Source organism: Bifidobacterium hapali (assembly GCF_002259755.1).
Classification (GTDB): Bacteria; Actinomycetota; Actinomycetes; order Actinomycetales; family Bifidobacteriaceae; genus Bifidobacterium; species Bifidobacterium hapali.
Map to the genome: position 1 here is coordinate 177700 of NZ_MWWY01000025.1, position 16282 is coordinate 193981.

Below are 16282 nucleotides of genomic sequence, written 5' to 3' on the forward strand. Positions count from 1 at the left end.
TGTCACATACAGATTATCAATGGGTTTCGCCCATAATGTCACTCGCATCCATATCAACAGTCACCGCCGTCTCAATCGCACACTCAATAGCTTTAGCCATCGTTGCAATCTCCATGACCGGCGTACCGTTTGGTTTGCCAACACCTTGTTCAACCGCATACGGTACATGAATAAACCCACCCTTGGCACTAGGGAACTTGCGGTCAATCAAGTACAGCACGTTGTACATAATCGCATTGCACACGTAAGTGCCAGCCGTATATGACAGGAACGCTGGAATACCGTGGTCATTGATATTCTTCACCATAGCCTTCACCGGTAGCGAAGCAAAATAGGCAGTGTCACCATCAGCACGAAGTGGCGCATCACATGGCTGTTCGCCATCATTATCAGGAATGCGTGCTTCAGCAAGGTTAATCGCAACTTTTTCCACCGTAATCGCAGACCGGCCACCAGCTTGACCAATGCACAATACAAAATCAGGTCGTTCACGGTCCATAGTCTCTTCAACAATCTTCGCACTACGTGTAAAAACCGTTGGAATTTCAAGCTTTACTACTGAAACTCCAGCAATCTCATCCGGCAGTAATCGCACTGCTTCAAACGCAGGATTAACCAACTCTCCACCGAACGGGTCAAATCCAGTAACGAGAATCTTCCTAGACATCATGCATCGTCCTCCTTGCGAACTTACACGTCCACTATTGCGGACAGCATACCGCGGTCGTGTCGTCGTTGCCATTCGATCGGCACCTATTCGCTATAGTGGATGGTTGGATTATGCTCAGTGCAGGTACGCGCGAGCAATACGAATGCGAGCGGCGATAGTAACCAGCATCAACTGGATCGCTGCATACGACGACGGACGAACAGAAGGACAGGCAGGCAAGTCATGGCCATCGAAGCGCAAGGACTCGAAATTCAGATCGGTGCGCGCACACTATTGCACGCAACTGATTTTCATGTGGCCAAAGGCGACAAGATCGGACTTGTAGGACGCAACGGCGCTGGTAAAACAACGTTGACGCGTGTGATCACCGGCGATTTGCTGCCCACCGCTGGTAAAGTGCGCGTTTCCGGCAAACTCGGTTATCTGCCACAGGATACGCATGCGGCAGATCAAACACAAACCGCGCTTGATCGACTCATGAGCGCACGCGATATTGCAACCATCATCACACGCATGCGCAAATGCGAAAAGGAAATGACCGATCCTGATCCAGATGTGATGACGCGTGCTATGAACCGGTACGACAAAATCATGCAAGATTTTGACAAAGCTGGCGGCTATGCAGCACAGTCCGAAGCTATTGCAATGGCTGACAGCTTAGGCTTGCCACACGATGTGATGAGCCGAGAATTGGGCACACTTTCTGGCGGTCAACGACGTCGTATCGAGTTGGCACGTATTCTGTTCTCTGACGCGGACACGTTAATTCTTGACGAACCGACCAACCATTTGGATGCGGATTCAATCGAATGGTTGCGTGGATTCCTCAAACGATTTGAAGGTGGATTCCTCGTCATCTCTCACTCTACTGAACTGCTCGATGAAGTCGTCAACAAAGTGTGGCATCTCGACGCTCAATTAGGGCAAATCGACATGTATTCACTCGGCTGGAAAGCATACTTACATCAGCGAGTTGTAGATGAGGAACGACGCCGCCGCGAACGTGAAGTCGCAGAAAAGAAAGCGGAACGACTCATGAAGCAAGGCATTCGCTTGCACGCAAAAGCAACGAAAGCCGTAGCAGCACAAAACATGATGCGACGCGCTGAAAAACTGCTCAGCGAAACCAGCGAAGCCGAAAAGAAAGAGAAAGTAGCCGACATTCGTTTCCCTGAACCTGCGCCTTGCGGCAAAACACCGATTATGGCAAAGGATATTTCCAAAGCATTCGGCTCAAACATCGTGTTCGCTGGCGTGAACCTCGCAGTAGACAAAGGTTCGCGCGTAGTCATTCTCGGCTATAACGGTGCCGGTAAAACCACTACACTGCGACTGCTTGCCCATATCGATCAGCCAGATACAGGTGTAGTTGAATACGGGCATGGCTGCAAAATCGGCTATTTTGCGCAGGAACATGACACGCTCGATCTCAACGCGACCGTACTCGAAAACCTGACACACGTTGCACCAGAGTTGAACGATACGCAAGCACGTTCCATTCTCGGTTCATTCCTATTCTCGGGCGATGATGCGTTAAAGCCCGCGCGAGTACTCTCCGGTGGCGAGAAAACACGACTTGCGCTCGCTACCCTAGTGACTTCGCGCGCGAATGTGTTGTTGCTTGACGAGCCAACGAATAATCTCGACCCGGCCTCACGCGATGAGATCCTCAAAGCCATCGCTAAATATGAGGGCGCGATCGTACTCGTCACCCACGATGAAGGTGCAGTACAGGCACTTCATCCTGAACGTGTACTACTCATGCCTGACGGTGACGAAGACCTATGGAATGACTCGTATCTAGAACTCGTCGCTGAAGAATAGTCTCACCATCAATTTGTGCACATTACCTGTTGTCCAATGCCATCAACTAAAGGAGAACCATCAATGGCATACGTACACAACGCACCATTCCGTGCTGACGTAGTCGGCAGCTATCTTCGCCCTGCTGAGCTGAAAACTGCTCGTGCAGATTGTGAAGCTGGCCGCATTGACGCCGTTGCGCTCAAAACTGTTGAAGACCGCTGCATCACTGAACTGATCGCGAAGCAGAAAGCTGCTGGTCTGCATGTGATCACTGACGGCGAGTTTCGCCGTGGCTGGTGGCATCTCGACTGTATGTGGGGTTTTGCTGGCGTTGAAAAAGTTGCTATTGATCAGGGCTACGTATTCCATGATGAAGTAACACGCGCCGAATCTGCTCGACTGTCTGGCCGAATTGCGTTCGACGATACTCACCCGTTTGTTGATCACTTCCGTTTCGTCAAGCAATTTGAGGATGATACAGTCGTCGCACGCCAGACCATCCCCTCCCCTTCACAGCTGTATGCTGAACTGTTCCGCCCGGAAAATATCGAGTCTATACACAAGTTCTACGGTAATGATCAGGCAGCGTACGATCAGCTTGCTCATGATACGGCTGCCGCATTCCGCAACTTGATTCTTGCCTTGTATGAAGCCGGTTGCCGCAACGTACAACTTGACGACTGCACGTGGGGCATGTTCTGCGATCCGAACTTCAACAGCCACTACTCGGCTGAAGAATTCCAAGCAATGCAGGAACAGTATGCCGCAATGAATAACGCTGCGATTGCAGACCTGCCAGCAGATTTGGTGATCACTACGCACGATTGTCGTGGTAACTACCATTCGACATGGGCTTCAGCTGGTGGATATGCGGTTGTGGCTGACGAATTGTTTGGCAAAGAGAACGTATCCGCATACTATCTTGAGTTCGACGATGATCGTTCCGGTGATTTCGCGCCGCTCGCTAAGGTATCTGGCGACAAAAAAGTTGTGCTCGGTCTAATCACGTCAAAGAAGCCTGAACTCGAAGATCCTGAAGTTATTAAGGCACGTATTGCTGAGGCAGCTCAGATTCTGCCGCTCGACCGACTCTGCCTGTCAACGCAATGCGGTTTCGCTTCGACTGAGGAAGGCAACAAGCTCACCGAAGAACAGCAGTGGGCAAAGATCGCGCTCGTGCGTTCCATTGCACAAGACGTATGGGGCGAAGACTAAGCGATTCCTATTTTTTGTTGCTGTGACTTCCCTTGACAAGGGAGTCACAGCAACACTCATATAACTTCCCTGTACTAATTATCGGCCCGGGCTGAGGCGGCTTCGTTGATGCAGCGAATCGCATTGAGTGTACGAGGATAGCCGATATACGGCATGCATTGCGATATCACTGCAATGAGGAATAGCTTGCTGTTACCAGTCCTCATGTTTGCACTAGCGTGCGCGGTTAACTGTGGTTCGCAACCGCCTTGTGCAGCAAGAAAACACAGTGTGATCATCTCACGTTGACGATAATCAAGACCGCCGCGTGTGTAATAGTCGCCAAAACAGTTATCAGCTAACCACTTGTTGATGTGACGAGTCTCCTCAGGACCAGACTGAGCAAACCCACGCATATGCTCACCGAAAATATCAATCTGCGCCTGCTCCCCCGCACTTGCGCGGGTCTCAGGTGTCGTAGTCGACTGCGGTGCAAGCGGCAGTGCGATATTCTTTGCCGCAAAAATCTCATTCGTTTTCTTGAGGAATGGCAGCACTCGACCAAGCCCAAGATAAGCAACCGACTGATACACAATCTCTTTCACAGCAATCGGACTAACGCCTGCATCCAATGCAACCGGCACCATAAGCGCATACTCGTCAAGTCCTTGGCAACCGATTAACGTAGCAAGAATAGCCATCGCACGTGCCGCATCATCAAGATCAGGATGATGTGCTGCCGGTTCCCGAATCACCTGATCATATGCGAAGTTGGAAAACAGCTCAACAAACTCTGGATCAGTTTCAGCTAACGTTCTGTCACTATTCCAGAACGTAGTCGCTGCATTACGTAATGATTCAAACATAACCGTCACTTGCTCCTTACATAATCTCTGCTGGTATTCTCTGATGTTCCGTTACCGATCAACCGTTGTATCAGCCGTGGGAAGTCGCTTAATGCGCTCCACAATATCCCGGTTTTCTTCAAGCAACTGCTCAGCATCCTTAGCTCGCCCCTCAGCAATAGCCCGCCAATACAACGTTTTGAACGATACATAAGCCTGCTGCATGCGGATACTTTCCGCCTTAGCTGCTAAACGTAACGACTGCGCATCTAACAGTTCAACCTGTCGTGCAGCACCTTGCGGGCCATCGAAACGATTCTTCAAATATTCACGCATCGGCGCAAGCGGCATGCCAGTAGCTGCAAGACAAGAGACAATGGAAATTGATTCAAGATCAGCATCAGTGTACGCACGATGACCAGAACTCGGGTCACGAGCAATGGGATCAATGATACCAATCTGTTCATAGTAACGTAGCGTCGACTCAGGTAATCCCGATATCATCGATGCTTCACGTATCGTATGCCAAGTAATCTCGGTCTTCATAATTGGTACTCTAAGAACTTCAAGCACTCTAAGTAAAACCGCGACACGCGATAATACTACGTTGCAGCGTTAATGACCGCGGGCCGGAGTACATTCGAATTCTGTTTTGACTACTTTTTGCGCCATGCTGTGGTTTTTGCATCGGCACACAAACGAAGGATGGTGACGATGCCTTTCCATACACAATTGCGTGTACGACAACAATTATATTTCGACTTGTTAGATGCTGTATCAAGCAGATGGGCGATATTAATTATCGAACAGCTCAATAATGGTCCAATGAATGTCAACGCAATTTGTCAACGTTTCCAATACGTTCCTCGCAGAGTCATCGAATCAACATTAAATCATATGCAGCGCGAAGGTGTTATCTCAATACTAGCTAACGGCCGTTCTCAAGGTGGAGAAACCGTGTATTCATTGACCGAAGTTGGTCAGAGCGCAGTCGCTCCCGTCTACGCACTGCACACTTGGGCACGCACACATCATGAAGAGGCTACAGCGCTTGCCCAAGGCGAGGCTAACGCAGCACGATTTTTTATGATGCAAGATGCGCGTAATAATCATTCCGCTCATGATGACATTGATATCAACTGATGATTAATACGTCTTAAGGCCCGTGCTCATGATGCAAATTCATGAACACGGGCCTTAAGACGTAACAGAGCACTATTACAGCAAGCTGCAATATCCACACCGATGTTGTACTAGACATTCCCATACATTGAATTCTTGCGTATCATCGCTCAGTGCATAACATTACAGGGCGGAACTGTATTTACACTTTTACATTCATAATTAGATCAATCAGAAAAGCGGGTCCATGCCGTTCCCGTCATCGGACTTGACAGCACGACCTTTATATCGTGCTTCTACAATCCACGTACCATTACGACTAGCCGTACGTGCATCATACAGAAGACTTTCAAACCCACGACGTTCGCCGTGTCGAATCTTCCATGCTGCAGACCACGCGGCACGACGATTCGCAGACTCAAGCACCACATGCCATCCAGCATGGGTTTGCAACCACGATGCCAGTTCAGGACCGTTGCGTTTTACATCGCCCATAGGTCGCGCATCTTCGCGCGCTGCATCAAGTCCTTTACGCCGACATGACTGGAGAAATCGTGCGGCTTCAAGCTCATCATCGAAGGCAACACGTATTACCGTTCTTTTCACAGCCATCGTTTGCTCGCCTCCGCTCACACTATGCGCCATACAGAGCGGTACGACTGAGGCGCAAGTTTTGTCTCAACCGTTCTATCGCCTTCTCATATGACCTGTCTACTCTGCTGCATTCCTATTATCAAGTGCAACAGAAATGCAAATGTTATCAACATACTAGGATGGCCTATAACTTGGTTAGCAATATCTCATTATCTGCTTTGCGTTTTTGCGGCTTTTGTTTGACACTCTAATAGTTACAGAGCATCTATTTTTCCAGATATTAGGGAAAGTTACCGCAAACTAACTTCGATAATTGTTGTCAATTCTCACTCGTGCAGTCTGACGCGATGGATAGTCTGATGTTGTATTGATTGCCGCAGAACAAAGGAGTTGTCGTGGAACGTACCGTAAAGATCGGGTCAAGTGTCGAAGGAACCTTCGATCCGGATCAGCTTACTGTGACTGTAACCATTGAGGAAAGTTTGGACACGAAGGAGGAGTGTTCCAAGGCGTACAACACTAATCTTGCCCACGTCCGTGACGAACTCGCGAAAGCGGGAGTACCGGATTCTGACATCTCCACCAGACGATTCACACTCCGCCCACACACTGAACGCCTATATTACAAGAAAAGCAAGAACGACTACTACTATGCCAAAACCGTGATCGAGGGATACGAATATTCCGGCAAAATCGTCGTCACCACGTCGCAGTTAGACAAAGCTGCGCCGATCTGGCTAGCATTGTCTGATTGCGGTTCCGCAGTCACCTTCGACATGTATTTCGGCATCGCTGACGAAACGCCGGCGCGTAATTCGCTACTGGAATACGCTGTGCAGGAAGCCAAGAAGAACGCGGAGATACTTGCCAAAGCATCTGGCGCTGAACTTGGTCCCATCGCATCTATTGAGCACAACTTCAGCAGGGGTGGACTAAGCTACTGGGATGATCGCATATATGCGCCGACTGGATTTGCCGGTGTTCCGGATGAAGCGGAAGCCCCGGAGTTCATCCCCGAACCCGTTCGCATCTCATGTCAGGTGGATTGCATCTGGACGTTGCAGTGAACCTTGGGATGGACCCATATCTGTGAACCAACATCGAAACACAAACAGTCTAACGATGGTGGGGCAAGGACGAGGAAGCCCGCAGACAGGTGGAGCAGAAGGCCGCCTACTACAACCAGGACATCTACTCGGTACGGCGACGCAAATGGGAAGAGGCCAGACACGGTATGGAGAAGTTGTGAAAAGTCGCCTTGGAAGAGCCGGGAAAGTCGCCGGGCGACCGCTTGAAAATGGCTTAATTTGAGGCGTGTCGCATGGTCGTCGTGTCTGGTCGTGTCCGAAAATCGTGTCTGAATCGTGTCTGGAGGGCCAAAAAGGCGGTTCAGACGATAATAGAAAAGCCCGGAATCGTTGAAATTCCGGGCTTTCTGGTCGGACCAGCGGGATTTGAACCCGCGACCCCTTGTTCGGTTTATGGGATGTTTCGTTAATTATTGTGAGCTTCGTTGGTCTCGTTTTCGTTGATATGACGCGGTTTTCGGGCTACTGGGGATGTTCGTTGATTGCCGCTGATTTCGCTGTTTTCGGAGGCCATCGTGTCTGAATCGTGTCTGGGGCGCAGACACGATGGCGAGCCTTATCGTGCAGTTAGAGCAAGTAAATGACTGAGGAACAGCCTCGCATGAATCAATCCGGGTATAGTTATTCGCACGTTTGACTCGGGATGTGTCTACTCAGCCCTTATCTCCACCTTCGCTTTCATCAAGGGGGATCAAAGTGATGTTCGAGAAATCAATTACATCGCCGAAGAATACCTGCGCTTCGTATTTTCGGACCATGGCGGTTGAAGTAACAATCTGTTTAGCTACCATGCCGTTGATTCCATCCATCGGCAGCAACTTGTATTCCCCAGTCTTCTCGGAAATTGTTTTGCACCCAGAGACATTGGCAATCCACTGACAGTGTCCAAGGAAGATTTTCTGTTTACCCACATGGACAATAAGACGACTGACTCCACGAATACAGGATGGGAAGGTTACTCTGCGTATTGACATACCCGAATTAAGGGTGAAGGACATGCCATCCCACTTGTGGAAGGTATAAGCATCTTTATGCTCCAATAGAGCCAGTGCAATAATGCTGTTCTGGATGTCGGAGTCTCTGATTTCGTTGAGCTCTGGGAACAAGATCTCTGATGCAGAATGCTGCTGGAGCTCAGTGTACAGTTGGGCAATTTCTTGCAGTTGTGTAAAATCAGGAAGCTGATTGTCCGGTAGGTTGTCAATAGGCAGGAACACTTCTCCATCAGGTGAATGAAGGTTGAAAGCCAATCCCTGAGACAGCTCATGACAAACTGTTATGGCGTCCCTGACTTTATTAACAGATTTACCCTCTATATTTTTGATAGTGAAGTTCATTTTGACTGTCGTAGTTTCATCACCATCAAAAATGAGTTGGATTCGCAGACACCCGCTTTCATCCTCGCCAGTCCATTGGGCGCCGCCTTCAATTCCATGAGTACGCTCGACTTGTTTGATTGACGCGGAAGCAGAAGGCGAAGAAAGGATAAGATCTAGTTCATTTCCTTCATTCTGCGGAAGAATGAAGGCTCGGCAAGATTGTACCTGTGTATCGGTCAGAGCGTCCCTCAGAAACGGAACATTACTGACGTTCGTGAGTTGGACTGGAAAATCAGCAAGTGAAGTCCCATACTTTTTGAACGACTCAAGCCGTTCACGCTGTTCTTGGTTTTGCGGTACGAACTGCACAGGGAAGGTTATCCCTGCAAATGAAGTCGCTTCCTTATATTTCGCGATTACATCAATCGTGATCGACGACCCGTCAGGCCGCTTTTCGATAAACGAGAAAACAAGATTCGGCCTCGTAATAAAATATGAGTGCTCGTCGAACTTGCTGGCGATATTCACGGTATAGGCATAATTGGGATCACGGTCTTCCAACATGTCACAAATCGAATGGAACTTCGATCGCAAAGCTCCATCATCATGCAAATCGTCTACATGAGCAGCGTCGATAAATTCATGGACAAGCTTCTGCACTTCGCGCATGCCGTTCCCATGAAAATAGTCATAGACCTCGGGCATGTCGGTAGCCCAAGCCTGAATGTTAGATAGACCAATCCAAGCACAGTGATACGGCAAATCATCTGTTATTTCCGCGAACCACTTCTGATTCTGTGGAGTCGCGTCCAATGGCAGGACCAGATACCAGTTCGTCACCTTAAATCCGGTTTCCCGGATATAATTGTTCAGAGACTTCAGGGACTTCCTAATCTGGCTCTTCTGGCTTGTCTTAAGATTATGGGCAAACTTCTTCACCTGATAAACATCATAAGTGCCATCATCGTTCTTCACCTGAAGATCTATCCCATTGTCACCGGACGCAGGACGAACGCGATTAGCATCACGACGCTGCTTGCATATGAAAACAGCAAGCAGCGTCTCCATATCCTCTCCGGACAAGTTCCCCCACGGAATAGGATCTACCATGCGAACCTCGTTTCTTGAAATGTCGAGAGTTACCCGTTATCATGCAGCTCTAGCATAGGGAGCTTTGGCTTCAACGCGCCACTTGCGCCGCAGGCGACGCGTTCCATCGTGCCTCCACCGAGCCGCACTCCTTAGAACATATGTTCTAAGATAAGGTAGTTACGTGGGGATGCAGCCTTGGCAGACATCGTTTTTAGGCAGCAGATGCCGGGAACCCCACTTCGACTTTGCTGAACGCTAGTATTAGCTGGTTCCGAAGTCTGGACGGATTGGAGATTCACAAGTGAGCAAGAGCCCAGTAGTTCACCCCACCAAGGATGAGGCGTTTGATGCAATTAAGCAGTCCTTAGCAGATTGGGCTGTTTACGCTTCCGACCGCACTGTTGTCGCTCACGGAGATTCTCTCAGTCTGGTTAGGCAAATGCCCGACGACTCCGTCTCGTTAATCTTGACCGACCCACCATATCATTCAACCAAAAAAGCCAACATTGTAAACGACAGGGCTTTTCGTGAAGATGAGGCCTTTATCGAGTGGATTGAAAAATATACACGAGAATGGCAACGAGTCCTGCGGTCCAATGGAACATTGTACGTCTTTTGTTCTTCTCGCATGTCTGCCCGTCTAGAAGTCATGATGTCGCATTATTTTCGCCCAATAGCACATGTCGTATGGACTAAGCCTAATGAGCCGGGATTTGATGGATGGAAAGGAAAGGCAAAAAAAGAGTCACTAAGATCTTGGTATCCGCATTCGGAAAGAATACTTGTTTTTGAGCATGGGCAATACGGGACAATGGAAGCATCACGCCGCTCTCCCTTTGGCGAGTTTCTCCGAGATATGCGAAAAAAATGTGGCATATCTATGCATGAACTCACTGAAGTGACCGGAGCATATGGAAAGGTCAATCACGGTGGTGCTGTGGCCAACTGGGAAGCAGGTAGAAATATACCGAGCGAAGAACAATACAATAAAATGTGCGATGCTCTAATATCAACCGGCAAGATTGATGCAATGCCTACTTATCAAGATGTTGTTCGACCGATGTCGCTTAGCAATGATGTGGAATATACGGACGTATGGGATTTTCCGAGCGTGCGTCCTTTTAAGGGCAAGCATCCTGCGGAAAAACCGGTAAATATGCTTGAGCATATCATTCGAGCTTCAACTTATTGCAATGACACGGTGCTTGATTGTTTTGCTGGATCTGGTTCCACTGCCATTGCTGCACTTAAGCTTGGCAGAAGATCTGTATCCATGGAAATTGAAGACAAGTGGATAAAGCGGATTGTGGATGACATTGAAGCAGCATCCGATGACATCCACAATCCGTCAGTGAGGGAAATAGCTCAAAAGTCGAACAATGTCAGTGAGCTTTCATTGTTTGATTGAGATTTCCTAGTATCTATGTGATTCCGAACAAGAACCCTCGTCATCCATTCAAGAGTGCTTTTAATGCCGGCATCTTTAACAACTACATTGCAAAAATGATGGCCCCAACCAAGGTTATACGGCCTATGTTGCAGACTGCCGACGCGCAGCTCTTCGATATGGAATAGACTTACCTCGGTTATCGTTAGATCCCAAGTTTCTCTGCCTTCAGCTTGTTCTTCGCGTTGCAAGAACTCATTAGCTTGAATGGGCTGAAGGCAGAGCGGACATATCGTCACATGTTCGGGATTTATCGCCCTGATGTTAGCTAGTCTATCAAGGTCAAGCAGATTGCGCTCACTCGCTTTCTGCATGATTCTTTGGCGACGTTCAAGAGCTTCTTGTCTAGACATTGTTTCAGATATTGCGGTTTCAACCGCTCCTGGGCACATCCAATAAAGGGCTTCTAACTGCGTCTTGACATCATTGATGATTGTGGAAGAAGCGTACTCATAAACGCGGATTCCTGCCCCGCGCAGGTTAGTTTCGTTATAACCAATATAGACTCTTGCGTTATCGGCATCTGCGGTGGTGCCATGGACGCGAGCTAATACCGTTCCGCCAATCGGACTAGTTCTACTGGTCGGAGCACTGAATGGTTTGCCATTGGGAAGAACACCAGTGCCGTAGTATTGCGCCCCATAGCGACTCCATTGGCCACGCCGAAGATACAAGAGAACAGCGTTGTCTCCCAGTACAATTCCTTCTTGGAGCAGTACCTGATCTGCATTAACTTTAGTGAAGTACCATTCAGGGTCTATTAGAACAATAGACCCATTTTCGTATTCATCTGCATCACTATATGGATGTCTGCAAGCACTCCACTGGCTATATGGGATCAAGACGGTTGAGTTTCTTGAAACCCGGTTCTGGTATATTTCGCTATTGCTTGCGCCTCGTGTCTGGCCGGTTTTGTATATCTTCCTATCGATCAGTAGAGGTAACTTCTTAAGACGTCTTGTACTCATACTCAGAGTATATAGGAGATTATCTGTTTCCTCAGATGGGACACGACTCTACTGCGGGTAATTCTCTGCTACTTGGATAGTTTGCCGCCCAACGCCTGGTTCACGAGCGTGTAGACGGCTTGGGCGACGCCGATGACGCCGGTGAGGACGATGCCCCAGCCGTAGCCGTGGAAGCCGTTGGTGGCGGCGATGGCGACGACGCCGAGCAGGACGCTGACGCCGAGGCTGGTCAGGCCCACGTATTCGGTGGGGATGTACTTCTTGAACGCCTGCACGAGTGCGGGCGCGACGAGGGCGACGATGCCTGCGGCGAGGGTGGTCGCTGCGGAAATATCCATGCTTGTTCTCCTTGAGTTTGTTTGGGTATAGATGATGCGGCCTCCGGCGTGGTGCCGAAGGCCGCGATCGGGCGGCGACTAGTAGCGCAGCTGCTGTCCGGGATAGATGAGGTTCGGATTGGCGAGGTTGTTGAGCTGGGCGACGCGCTGCCAGCCGGATGCGCCGAAGATACCGCTCAGCGTCTCGCCGCGCTTGACGACATGGATCCGCGTGCCGGTGCCGGTATTCGCGGACGGCGTGCCGCTCCCTCGGTAGGTGACGGTCTGGCCGGGCCAGATCCTGTTGATGTTCCCGCTGGGCACGCTCCATGCGGTCACGGGCCATAGTCCGGTGCGGGCGGCGATGCCGCTGATCGTGTCGCCGGAACGCACCACAACGCTGACCCCGTTGTCGGCGTTCGGCCGGGACGGCTGCGGCGCGGGGGTGTTCGGCTTCGGCGCGGGTGTCGGCGCGGGCGCGGTGGTGTGGCCGTTGGGGTTGGCGTACTTGTTCCACTGCGTGGCGTCACCGCGGAAGTAGTTGAGGTCCAATGGTCCGGCGTATCCGCTGATGCGCCCGTTGGACGTGTACTGTCGCATGGCCTCGCCGTAGCGTCCGTAGTTCCATGGACGCGTCTGGTAGCCGGTGGTGGTGTTGTTGGCGTACTGGGCGACCCACAGGCCGCAGCGCGCCCTCACGTCACTCGGGATCTGCCACAGGTATGCGGCGCTCGTGTAGACGAGTGGCCATACCCCGGTGCGCGCGTGCACGCGGTTGACGAACACGCGGATCCAGTTGGAGTCGCCCCATGCGCTGTTCTGGTAGCTTTCCCAGTCGAGCACAAGCACCGCGCTGCCTAGGTATGGGCGGATGGTGTTCACGAAGTAATCGGCTTCGGCCGTGGCGTTGCCGCCGCCTGCGTAGTGGTAGAAGCCGAGGCTCTTGCCCCGCTGCCGCACGCATTGCGCCTGACTGGTCATGTACCCGTTGGTGAAGCCGGTGCCCTGCGTGGCCTTGACGACGGCGAAATCGTAGTCGGCGAGCTTGTCAAATTGTTTGTGTTTGGGGTTTTGTTTTTGTTTTTAGAGGTATGGTTCCATGCGTTCGGGATACGCGGCGGCGAGTTGGGCCAGGGCCTGTTTCCAGTTGGTGGTGACCCGCCCCTCGATGAGACGGCATTCGCCTTTATGGCGTTTGCCTTTCCCGGTCTTCTCCCGTTGTCTGGCCCTTTTGTCCTCTATGTCGCAGATCGCGAGCCACAGGAGCTTGACGACGGCCTGGTCGTTGGGGAACTGGCTGCGGTTGCGGCTGACCTTCCTCAACTGATAGTTCAATGATTCGATTGTCCAAGGTGATGCCGAGCGAATCCACGGGAAGATCCGTGTCCGACGCGACCACCAACGCGATCGTCTTCAGCATGTCCGAGTGGGGCTGCATCGACGCCTGACTGATCTGCTGCAACGAAGGGCTGTCGCCGTCCTCGTCCTTGCTGATCGCATTGATCGACGACACCAGCGAGCTCCACGTGTCGGCGCTGAACGCATCCTCGTCCATGCCGAGGAACCACAGCTTCGGCACCGCGTAGAACTCCGCGCTGGCCTCCATACGCACCAGCGTCCTAAAGCCCATATCGGTCAACGCCATCACCGGACGCGTGATCCGCGAACAGCCCAGCGGCTTCGACAGCTGCGGGTCGCTGACCAACGGCACCACCGTCGGCTCCGGCCAGAAGGTCTCATACCGTTCCGCCGTCCAACCGCCATACAGATCTCTAGTGACCTGATAGACGACGCCGGGAAGGAACACGTTGAACGCGGTGACGCGACCCTTCGATGTCGCGTCGTTGATCGTCAGCGCGGTGGCCAGCCGGTTGCGTCTGCCGTCCCAGAGGGCGGCGGACCATTCCGCCGAACGCGGCGTCACCAGCAGATCACCACTGTCGGGGTCGCTGGTGAGGGTGAGGAACGCGCACCCATGTGTGTACGAGGACACCACGGTCTGCGGTACCGCCATTTGGAGGGCGTTCATGTCGGTCAGCTCGTCAAGCCCATACACGTCCTCGCCGTTCGGGTAGGTCCATCCGTCGAACACGGTCAGGTCGGCCAACGAGCGGACGGCCTTGGCGGGCCAGCCGATGCACGCGCTCACGTTCGCCTTGATACGATCCGGAATCGAGATGCCGAAGTCCTTGAACCCCTCCTTCGCCCCGTAATAGCCCGTACGGATCAGGTTCCTCGGATACCGCTGCCGCCACACCTTCATCAACGTCCTGATAAGGGGCATGTCGTCGTCGGCGACGCCTGCGATACGGGTGGCGCCGAACGAGGTGATGTCGAGCGGGCGCTTCAACGCACTGGAGAAAATGCCCTCGTCAGCCATAAGCCACCTCGCTATCTCATTACCTTCTGTCTGCGTCCCGGTCTGCGTCGTGTCGTCCACGCGCCCTGCGCGGCGACGGTCACGGCCACCAAGGGACTGATGTCGATGTCATTGCCCGTCTTGTTCCACCCGAACGCGCCGCCGCGCCCGATCGGCCTCGTGGTCACGTTCGCCACCGCCTTCGCCAACTGCGGCTGATCCGCGTCGGGCAGATGACGCAGCATGCCGGCCTGGATCAGGTCGAGCATGCGCCCGCACGCCTGACCCATCTCGTTGGCGGTCACGACCTTCACCGGCACGCGCCGCGCCTTCAACTCAGGCAGCAGCACCATGGCCGGCGACTGCGCGTCGATCGCCACACACGCCGTACGCGACTACCGCGCCTTGATCCAATCCGCCGCCCACGCCACGCCATCACGATGCGTGTCCCGGTACTCCGCCAACTCCACGTGGGCCGAACCGTCCGCATACTTCATGCACGCGCCGACGGCCAACGCGCTGCGGTCGGGCGGCATGTCCAACCCGAACGACGTCACACCGCCATCCATGCGCTCGCTCACTTCGCCGTTCCGCCACAGTTCGGGGTCGATGACGCTCACCGTGGTGGTCTCGTCCCACACGCCCAAGCCCTCGCGCCGGAACGAATCCTCGCCGAGGTTCTTCCTCATGCTGTGTTTTGTCAAGTTGGTGTCCGCGTTTTGAGCAGTGTTTTTCCGCAGTGTAGGCAGCGGGTTTTCCGCATTGTGTGCGGTATCGGCCACTGCCTGTCTGCGTGTGTTGTTGTGTTGTTTGGTCATGAGGGCGTGTTGGCTGCGGTAGGAGTGGCCCTCGAATCTGATGAGTCGTCCGTGGTGGACGGTGCGGTCGATGAGGGCGGCGGCCATGTTCTTGTCGCCGAGAATGCGTCCCCATCCCGAGAATTCGATGTTGGTGGTGTAGATGATGCTCCTTGTCTCGTAGCTGTCGCTGATGATCTGGAAGAGGAGGCGGCTGCCTTCCTCGTCGATGGGCAGGTAGCCGAACTCGTCGATGATCAGGAGGCGTGCTTTGCCGATGCCCGCGAGCTCCCGGTCGAGCCGGTTGTCCTGTTGGGCGCGGCGCAGGCGCATGAGTAGTCCGGTCGCGGTGAAGAACCGGACCGGTATGCCCTTGGCGCAGGCGAGCCTGCCGATCGCGATCGCGAGATGGCTTTTGCCGACCCCGACGGGCCCGTAGAGCACGAGGTCCTCACATCGACTGATGAACTCGAGGCTCTCCAATTGGGTTCGCCCCCAGTCGGCGGGCATGTTCAGGTTGGTCCAGTCGTAGCCGTCGAGGGTCTTGTCGGCGGGGAACCCGGCCTGTTTGAGGAGGCGGGCTCGTTTGGATTGCTCTCGTGAGTCGAGTTCCGCGGTGAACCAGTGTGCGATGAATTCGAGCTGGTTGGGTGTCGCCTCGGCG

The 16282-nt window shown here is 52.5% G+C and carries 13 protein-coding genes and 3 pseudogenes; 5 read left to right on the top strand and 11 right to left on the bottom strand.

All coding sequences use genetic code 11. The features are described from left to right. Window positions 1–16 precede the first annotated feature (16 nt). The gene (gene pcp / locus BHAP_RS06905; protein ID WP_094730023.1) at window positions 17–667 is read right to left on the bottom strand and encodes a pyroglutamyl-peptidase I; all 651 of its coding nucleotides are present in this window, start codon (window positions 665–667) and stop codon (window positions 17–19) included. 225 nt (window positions 668–892) lie between these two features. Between pcp and BHAP_RS06910 the strand changes: the two genes are divergently transcribed. Both BHAP_RS06910 and BHAP_RS06915 read left to right on the top strand, forming a co-directional pair. Continuing rightward, window positions 893–2494: an ABC-F family ATP-binding cassette domain-containing protein gene (locus tag BHAP_RS06910; RefSeq protein ID WP_094729998.1), complete on the top strand. Its 1602-nt coding sequence runs from the start codon at window positions 893–895 to the stop codon at window positions 2492–2494. Window positions 2495–2557: 63 nt separating this feature from the next. Next, window positions 2558–3691 carry a 5-methyltetrahydropteroyltriglutamate--homocysteine S-methyltransferase gene (locus BHAP_RS06915; protein WP_094729999.1) on the top strand — a complete coding sequence of 378 codons (1134 nt, stop codon included), beginning with the start codon at window positions 2558–2560 and terminating at the stop codon, window positions 3689–3691. A gap of 74 nt (window positions 3692–3765) precedes the next feature. On the opposite strand, the gene BHAP_RS06920 is transcribed toward BHAP_RS06915, so the two are convergent. Beyond that, window positions 3766–4536, bottom strand: a complete 771-nt coding sequence (locus tag BHAP_RS06920; RefSeq protein ID WP_094730000.1) for a carboxymuconolactone decarboxylase family protein — start codon at window positions 4534–4536, stop codon at window positions 3766–3768. A gap of 51 nt (window positions 4537–4587) precedes the next feature. Next, entirely contained in the window at window positions 4588–5061 is a 474-nt protein-coding gene (locus BHAP_RS06925) for a MerR family transcriptional regulator (protein WP_094730001.1), read from the bottom strand. Window positions 5062–5229: 168 nt separating this feature from the next. Between BHAP_RS06925 and BHAP_RS06930 the strand changes: the two genes are divergently transcribed. Then, the gene (locus BHAP_RS06930) at window positions 5230–5658 is read left to right on the top strand and encodes a winged helix-turn-helix transcriptional regulator (RefSeq protein WP_158216447.1); all 429 of its coding nucleotides are present in this window, start codon (window positions 5230–5232) and stop codon (window positions 5656–5658) included. A gap of 210 nt (window positions 5659–5868) precedes the next feature. On the opposite strand, the gene BHAP_RS06935 is transcribed toward BHAP_RS06930, so the two are convergent. Further along, window positions 5869–6249, bottom strand: coding sequence for a hypothetical protein (locus tag BHAP_RS06935; protein WP_094730003.1), 381 nt, complete (start codon window positions 6247–6249; stop codon window positions 5869–5871). Between the two features lie 377 nt (window positions 6250–6626). On the opposite strand from BHAP_RS06935, the gene BHAP_RS06940 reads away from it, so the two are divergent. Continuing rightward, on the top strand, window positions 6627–7298 hold the full coding sequence (locus BHAP_RS06940; protein ID WP_158216448.1) for an SIMPL domain-containing protein: 672 nt from the start codon (window positions 6627–6629) through the stop codon (window positions 7296–7298). Between the two features lie 674 nt (window positions 7299–7972). On the opposite strand, the gene BHAP_RS06945 is transcribed toward BHAP_RS06940, so the two are convergent. Then, complete coding sequence (locus tag BHAP_RS06945; RefSeq protein WP_094730005.1) at window positions 7973–9748, bottom strand: hypothetical protein; 1776 nt, start codon at window positions 9746–9748, stop codon at window positions 7973–7975. 283 nt (window positions 9749–10031) lie between these two features. Between BHAP_RS06945 and BHAP_RS06950 the strand changes: the two genes are divergently transcribed. Then, window positions 10032–11138: a DNA-methyltransferase gene (locus tag BHAP_RS06950; protein WP_094730006.1), complete on the top strand. Its 1107-nt coding sequence runs from the start codon at window positions 10032–10034 to the stop codon at window positions 11136–11138. Here the strand turns inward: BHAP_RS06950 and BHAP_RS11475 are convergent. The 6 genes and pseudogenes from BHAP_RS11475 to istB all read right to left on the bottom strand — a co-directional run. After that, window positions 11096–12145 carry a BstXI family restriction endonuclease gene (locus BHAP_RS11475; RefSeq protein WP_143248755.1) on the bottom strand — a complete coding sequence of 350 codons (1050 nt, stop codon included), beginning with the start codon at window positions 12143–12145 and terminating at the stop codon, window positions 11096–11098. The two genes, BHAP_RS06950 and BHAP_RS11475, sit on opposite strands and share 43 nt — an antisense overlap. Before the next feature lie 68 nt (window positions 12146–12213). Next, window positions 12214–12483: a hypothetical protein gene (locus tag BHAP_RS06955; RefSeq protein WP_094730007.1), complete on the bottom strand. Its 270-nt coding sequence runs from the start codon at window positions 12481–12483 to the stop codon at window positions 12214–12216. A 78-nt stretch (window positions 12484–12561) separates the two neighbouring features. Then, a pseudogene (locus BHAP_RS12140) lies at window positions 12562–13503 on the bottom strand (GH25 family lysozyme); the annotation flags it as partial. 42 nt (window positions 13504–13545) lie between these two features. After that, window positions 13546–13809: pseudogene (locus BHAP_RS06965) on the bottom strand (transposase); the annotation flags it as partial. Between the two features lie 1044 nt (window positions 13810–14853). Beyond that, a complete protein-coding gene (locus BHAP_RS06975) occupies window positions 14854–15201 on the bottom strand; it encodes a hypothetical protein (protein ID WP_094730008.1) in 348 nt (115 codons plus the stop codon). A gap of 429 nt (window positions 15202–15630) precedes the next feature. Continuing rightward, window positions 15631–16282 (bottom strand): annotated as a pseudogene (istB, locus tag BHAP_RS06980) (IS21-like element helper ATPase IstB); the annotation flags it as partial.

What these genes read in the sequence shown, in the direction of transcription:
- BHAP_RS06930 (WP_158216447.1), top strand. Translation starts at nt 5,230, where the DNA reads ATGCCTTTCCATACACAATTGCGTGTACGACAACAATTATATTTCGAC.
- BHAP_RS06945 (WP_094730005.1), bottom strand. Translation starts at nt 9,748, where the DNA reads ATGGTAGATCCTATTCCGTGGGGGAACTTGTCCGGAGAGGATATGGAG.
- BHAP_RS11475 (WP_143248755.1), bottom strand. Translation starts at nt 12,145, where the DNA reads ATGAGTACAAGACGTCTTAAGAAGTTACCTCTACTGATCGATAGGAAG.
- BHAP_RS06920 (WP_094730000.1), bottom strand. Translation starts at nt 4,536, where the DNA reads ATGTTTGAATCATTACGTAATGCAGCGACTACGTTCTGGAATAGTGAC.
- BHAP_RS06955 (WP_094730007.1), bottom strand. Translation starts at nt 12,483, where the DNA reads ATGGATATTTCCGCAGCGACCACCCTCGCCGCAGGCATCGTCGCCCTC.
- BHAP_RS06935 (WP_094730003.1), bottom strand. Translation starts at nt 6,249, where the DNA reads ATGGCTGTGAAAAGAACGGTAATACGTGTTGCCTTCGATGATGAGCTT.
- BHAP_RS06925 (WP_094730001.1), bottom strand. Translation starts at nt 5,061, where the DNA reads ATGAAGACCGAGATTACTTGGCATACGATACGTGAAGCATCGATGATA.
- pcp (WP_094730023.1), bottom strand. Translation starts at nt 667, where the DNA reads ATGTCTAGGAAGATTCTCGTTACTGGATTTGACCCGTTCGGTGGAGAG.
- BHAP_RS06915 (WP_094729999.1), top strand. Translation starts at nt 2,558, where the DNA reads ATGGCATACGTACACAACGCACCATTCCGTGCTGACGTAGTCGGCAGC.
- BHAP_RS06910 (WP_094729998.1), top strand. Translation starts at nt 893, where the DNA reads ATGGCCATCGAAGCGCAAGGACTCGAAATTCAGATCGGTGCGCGCACA.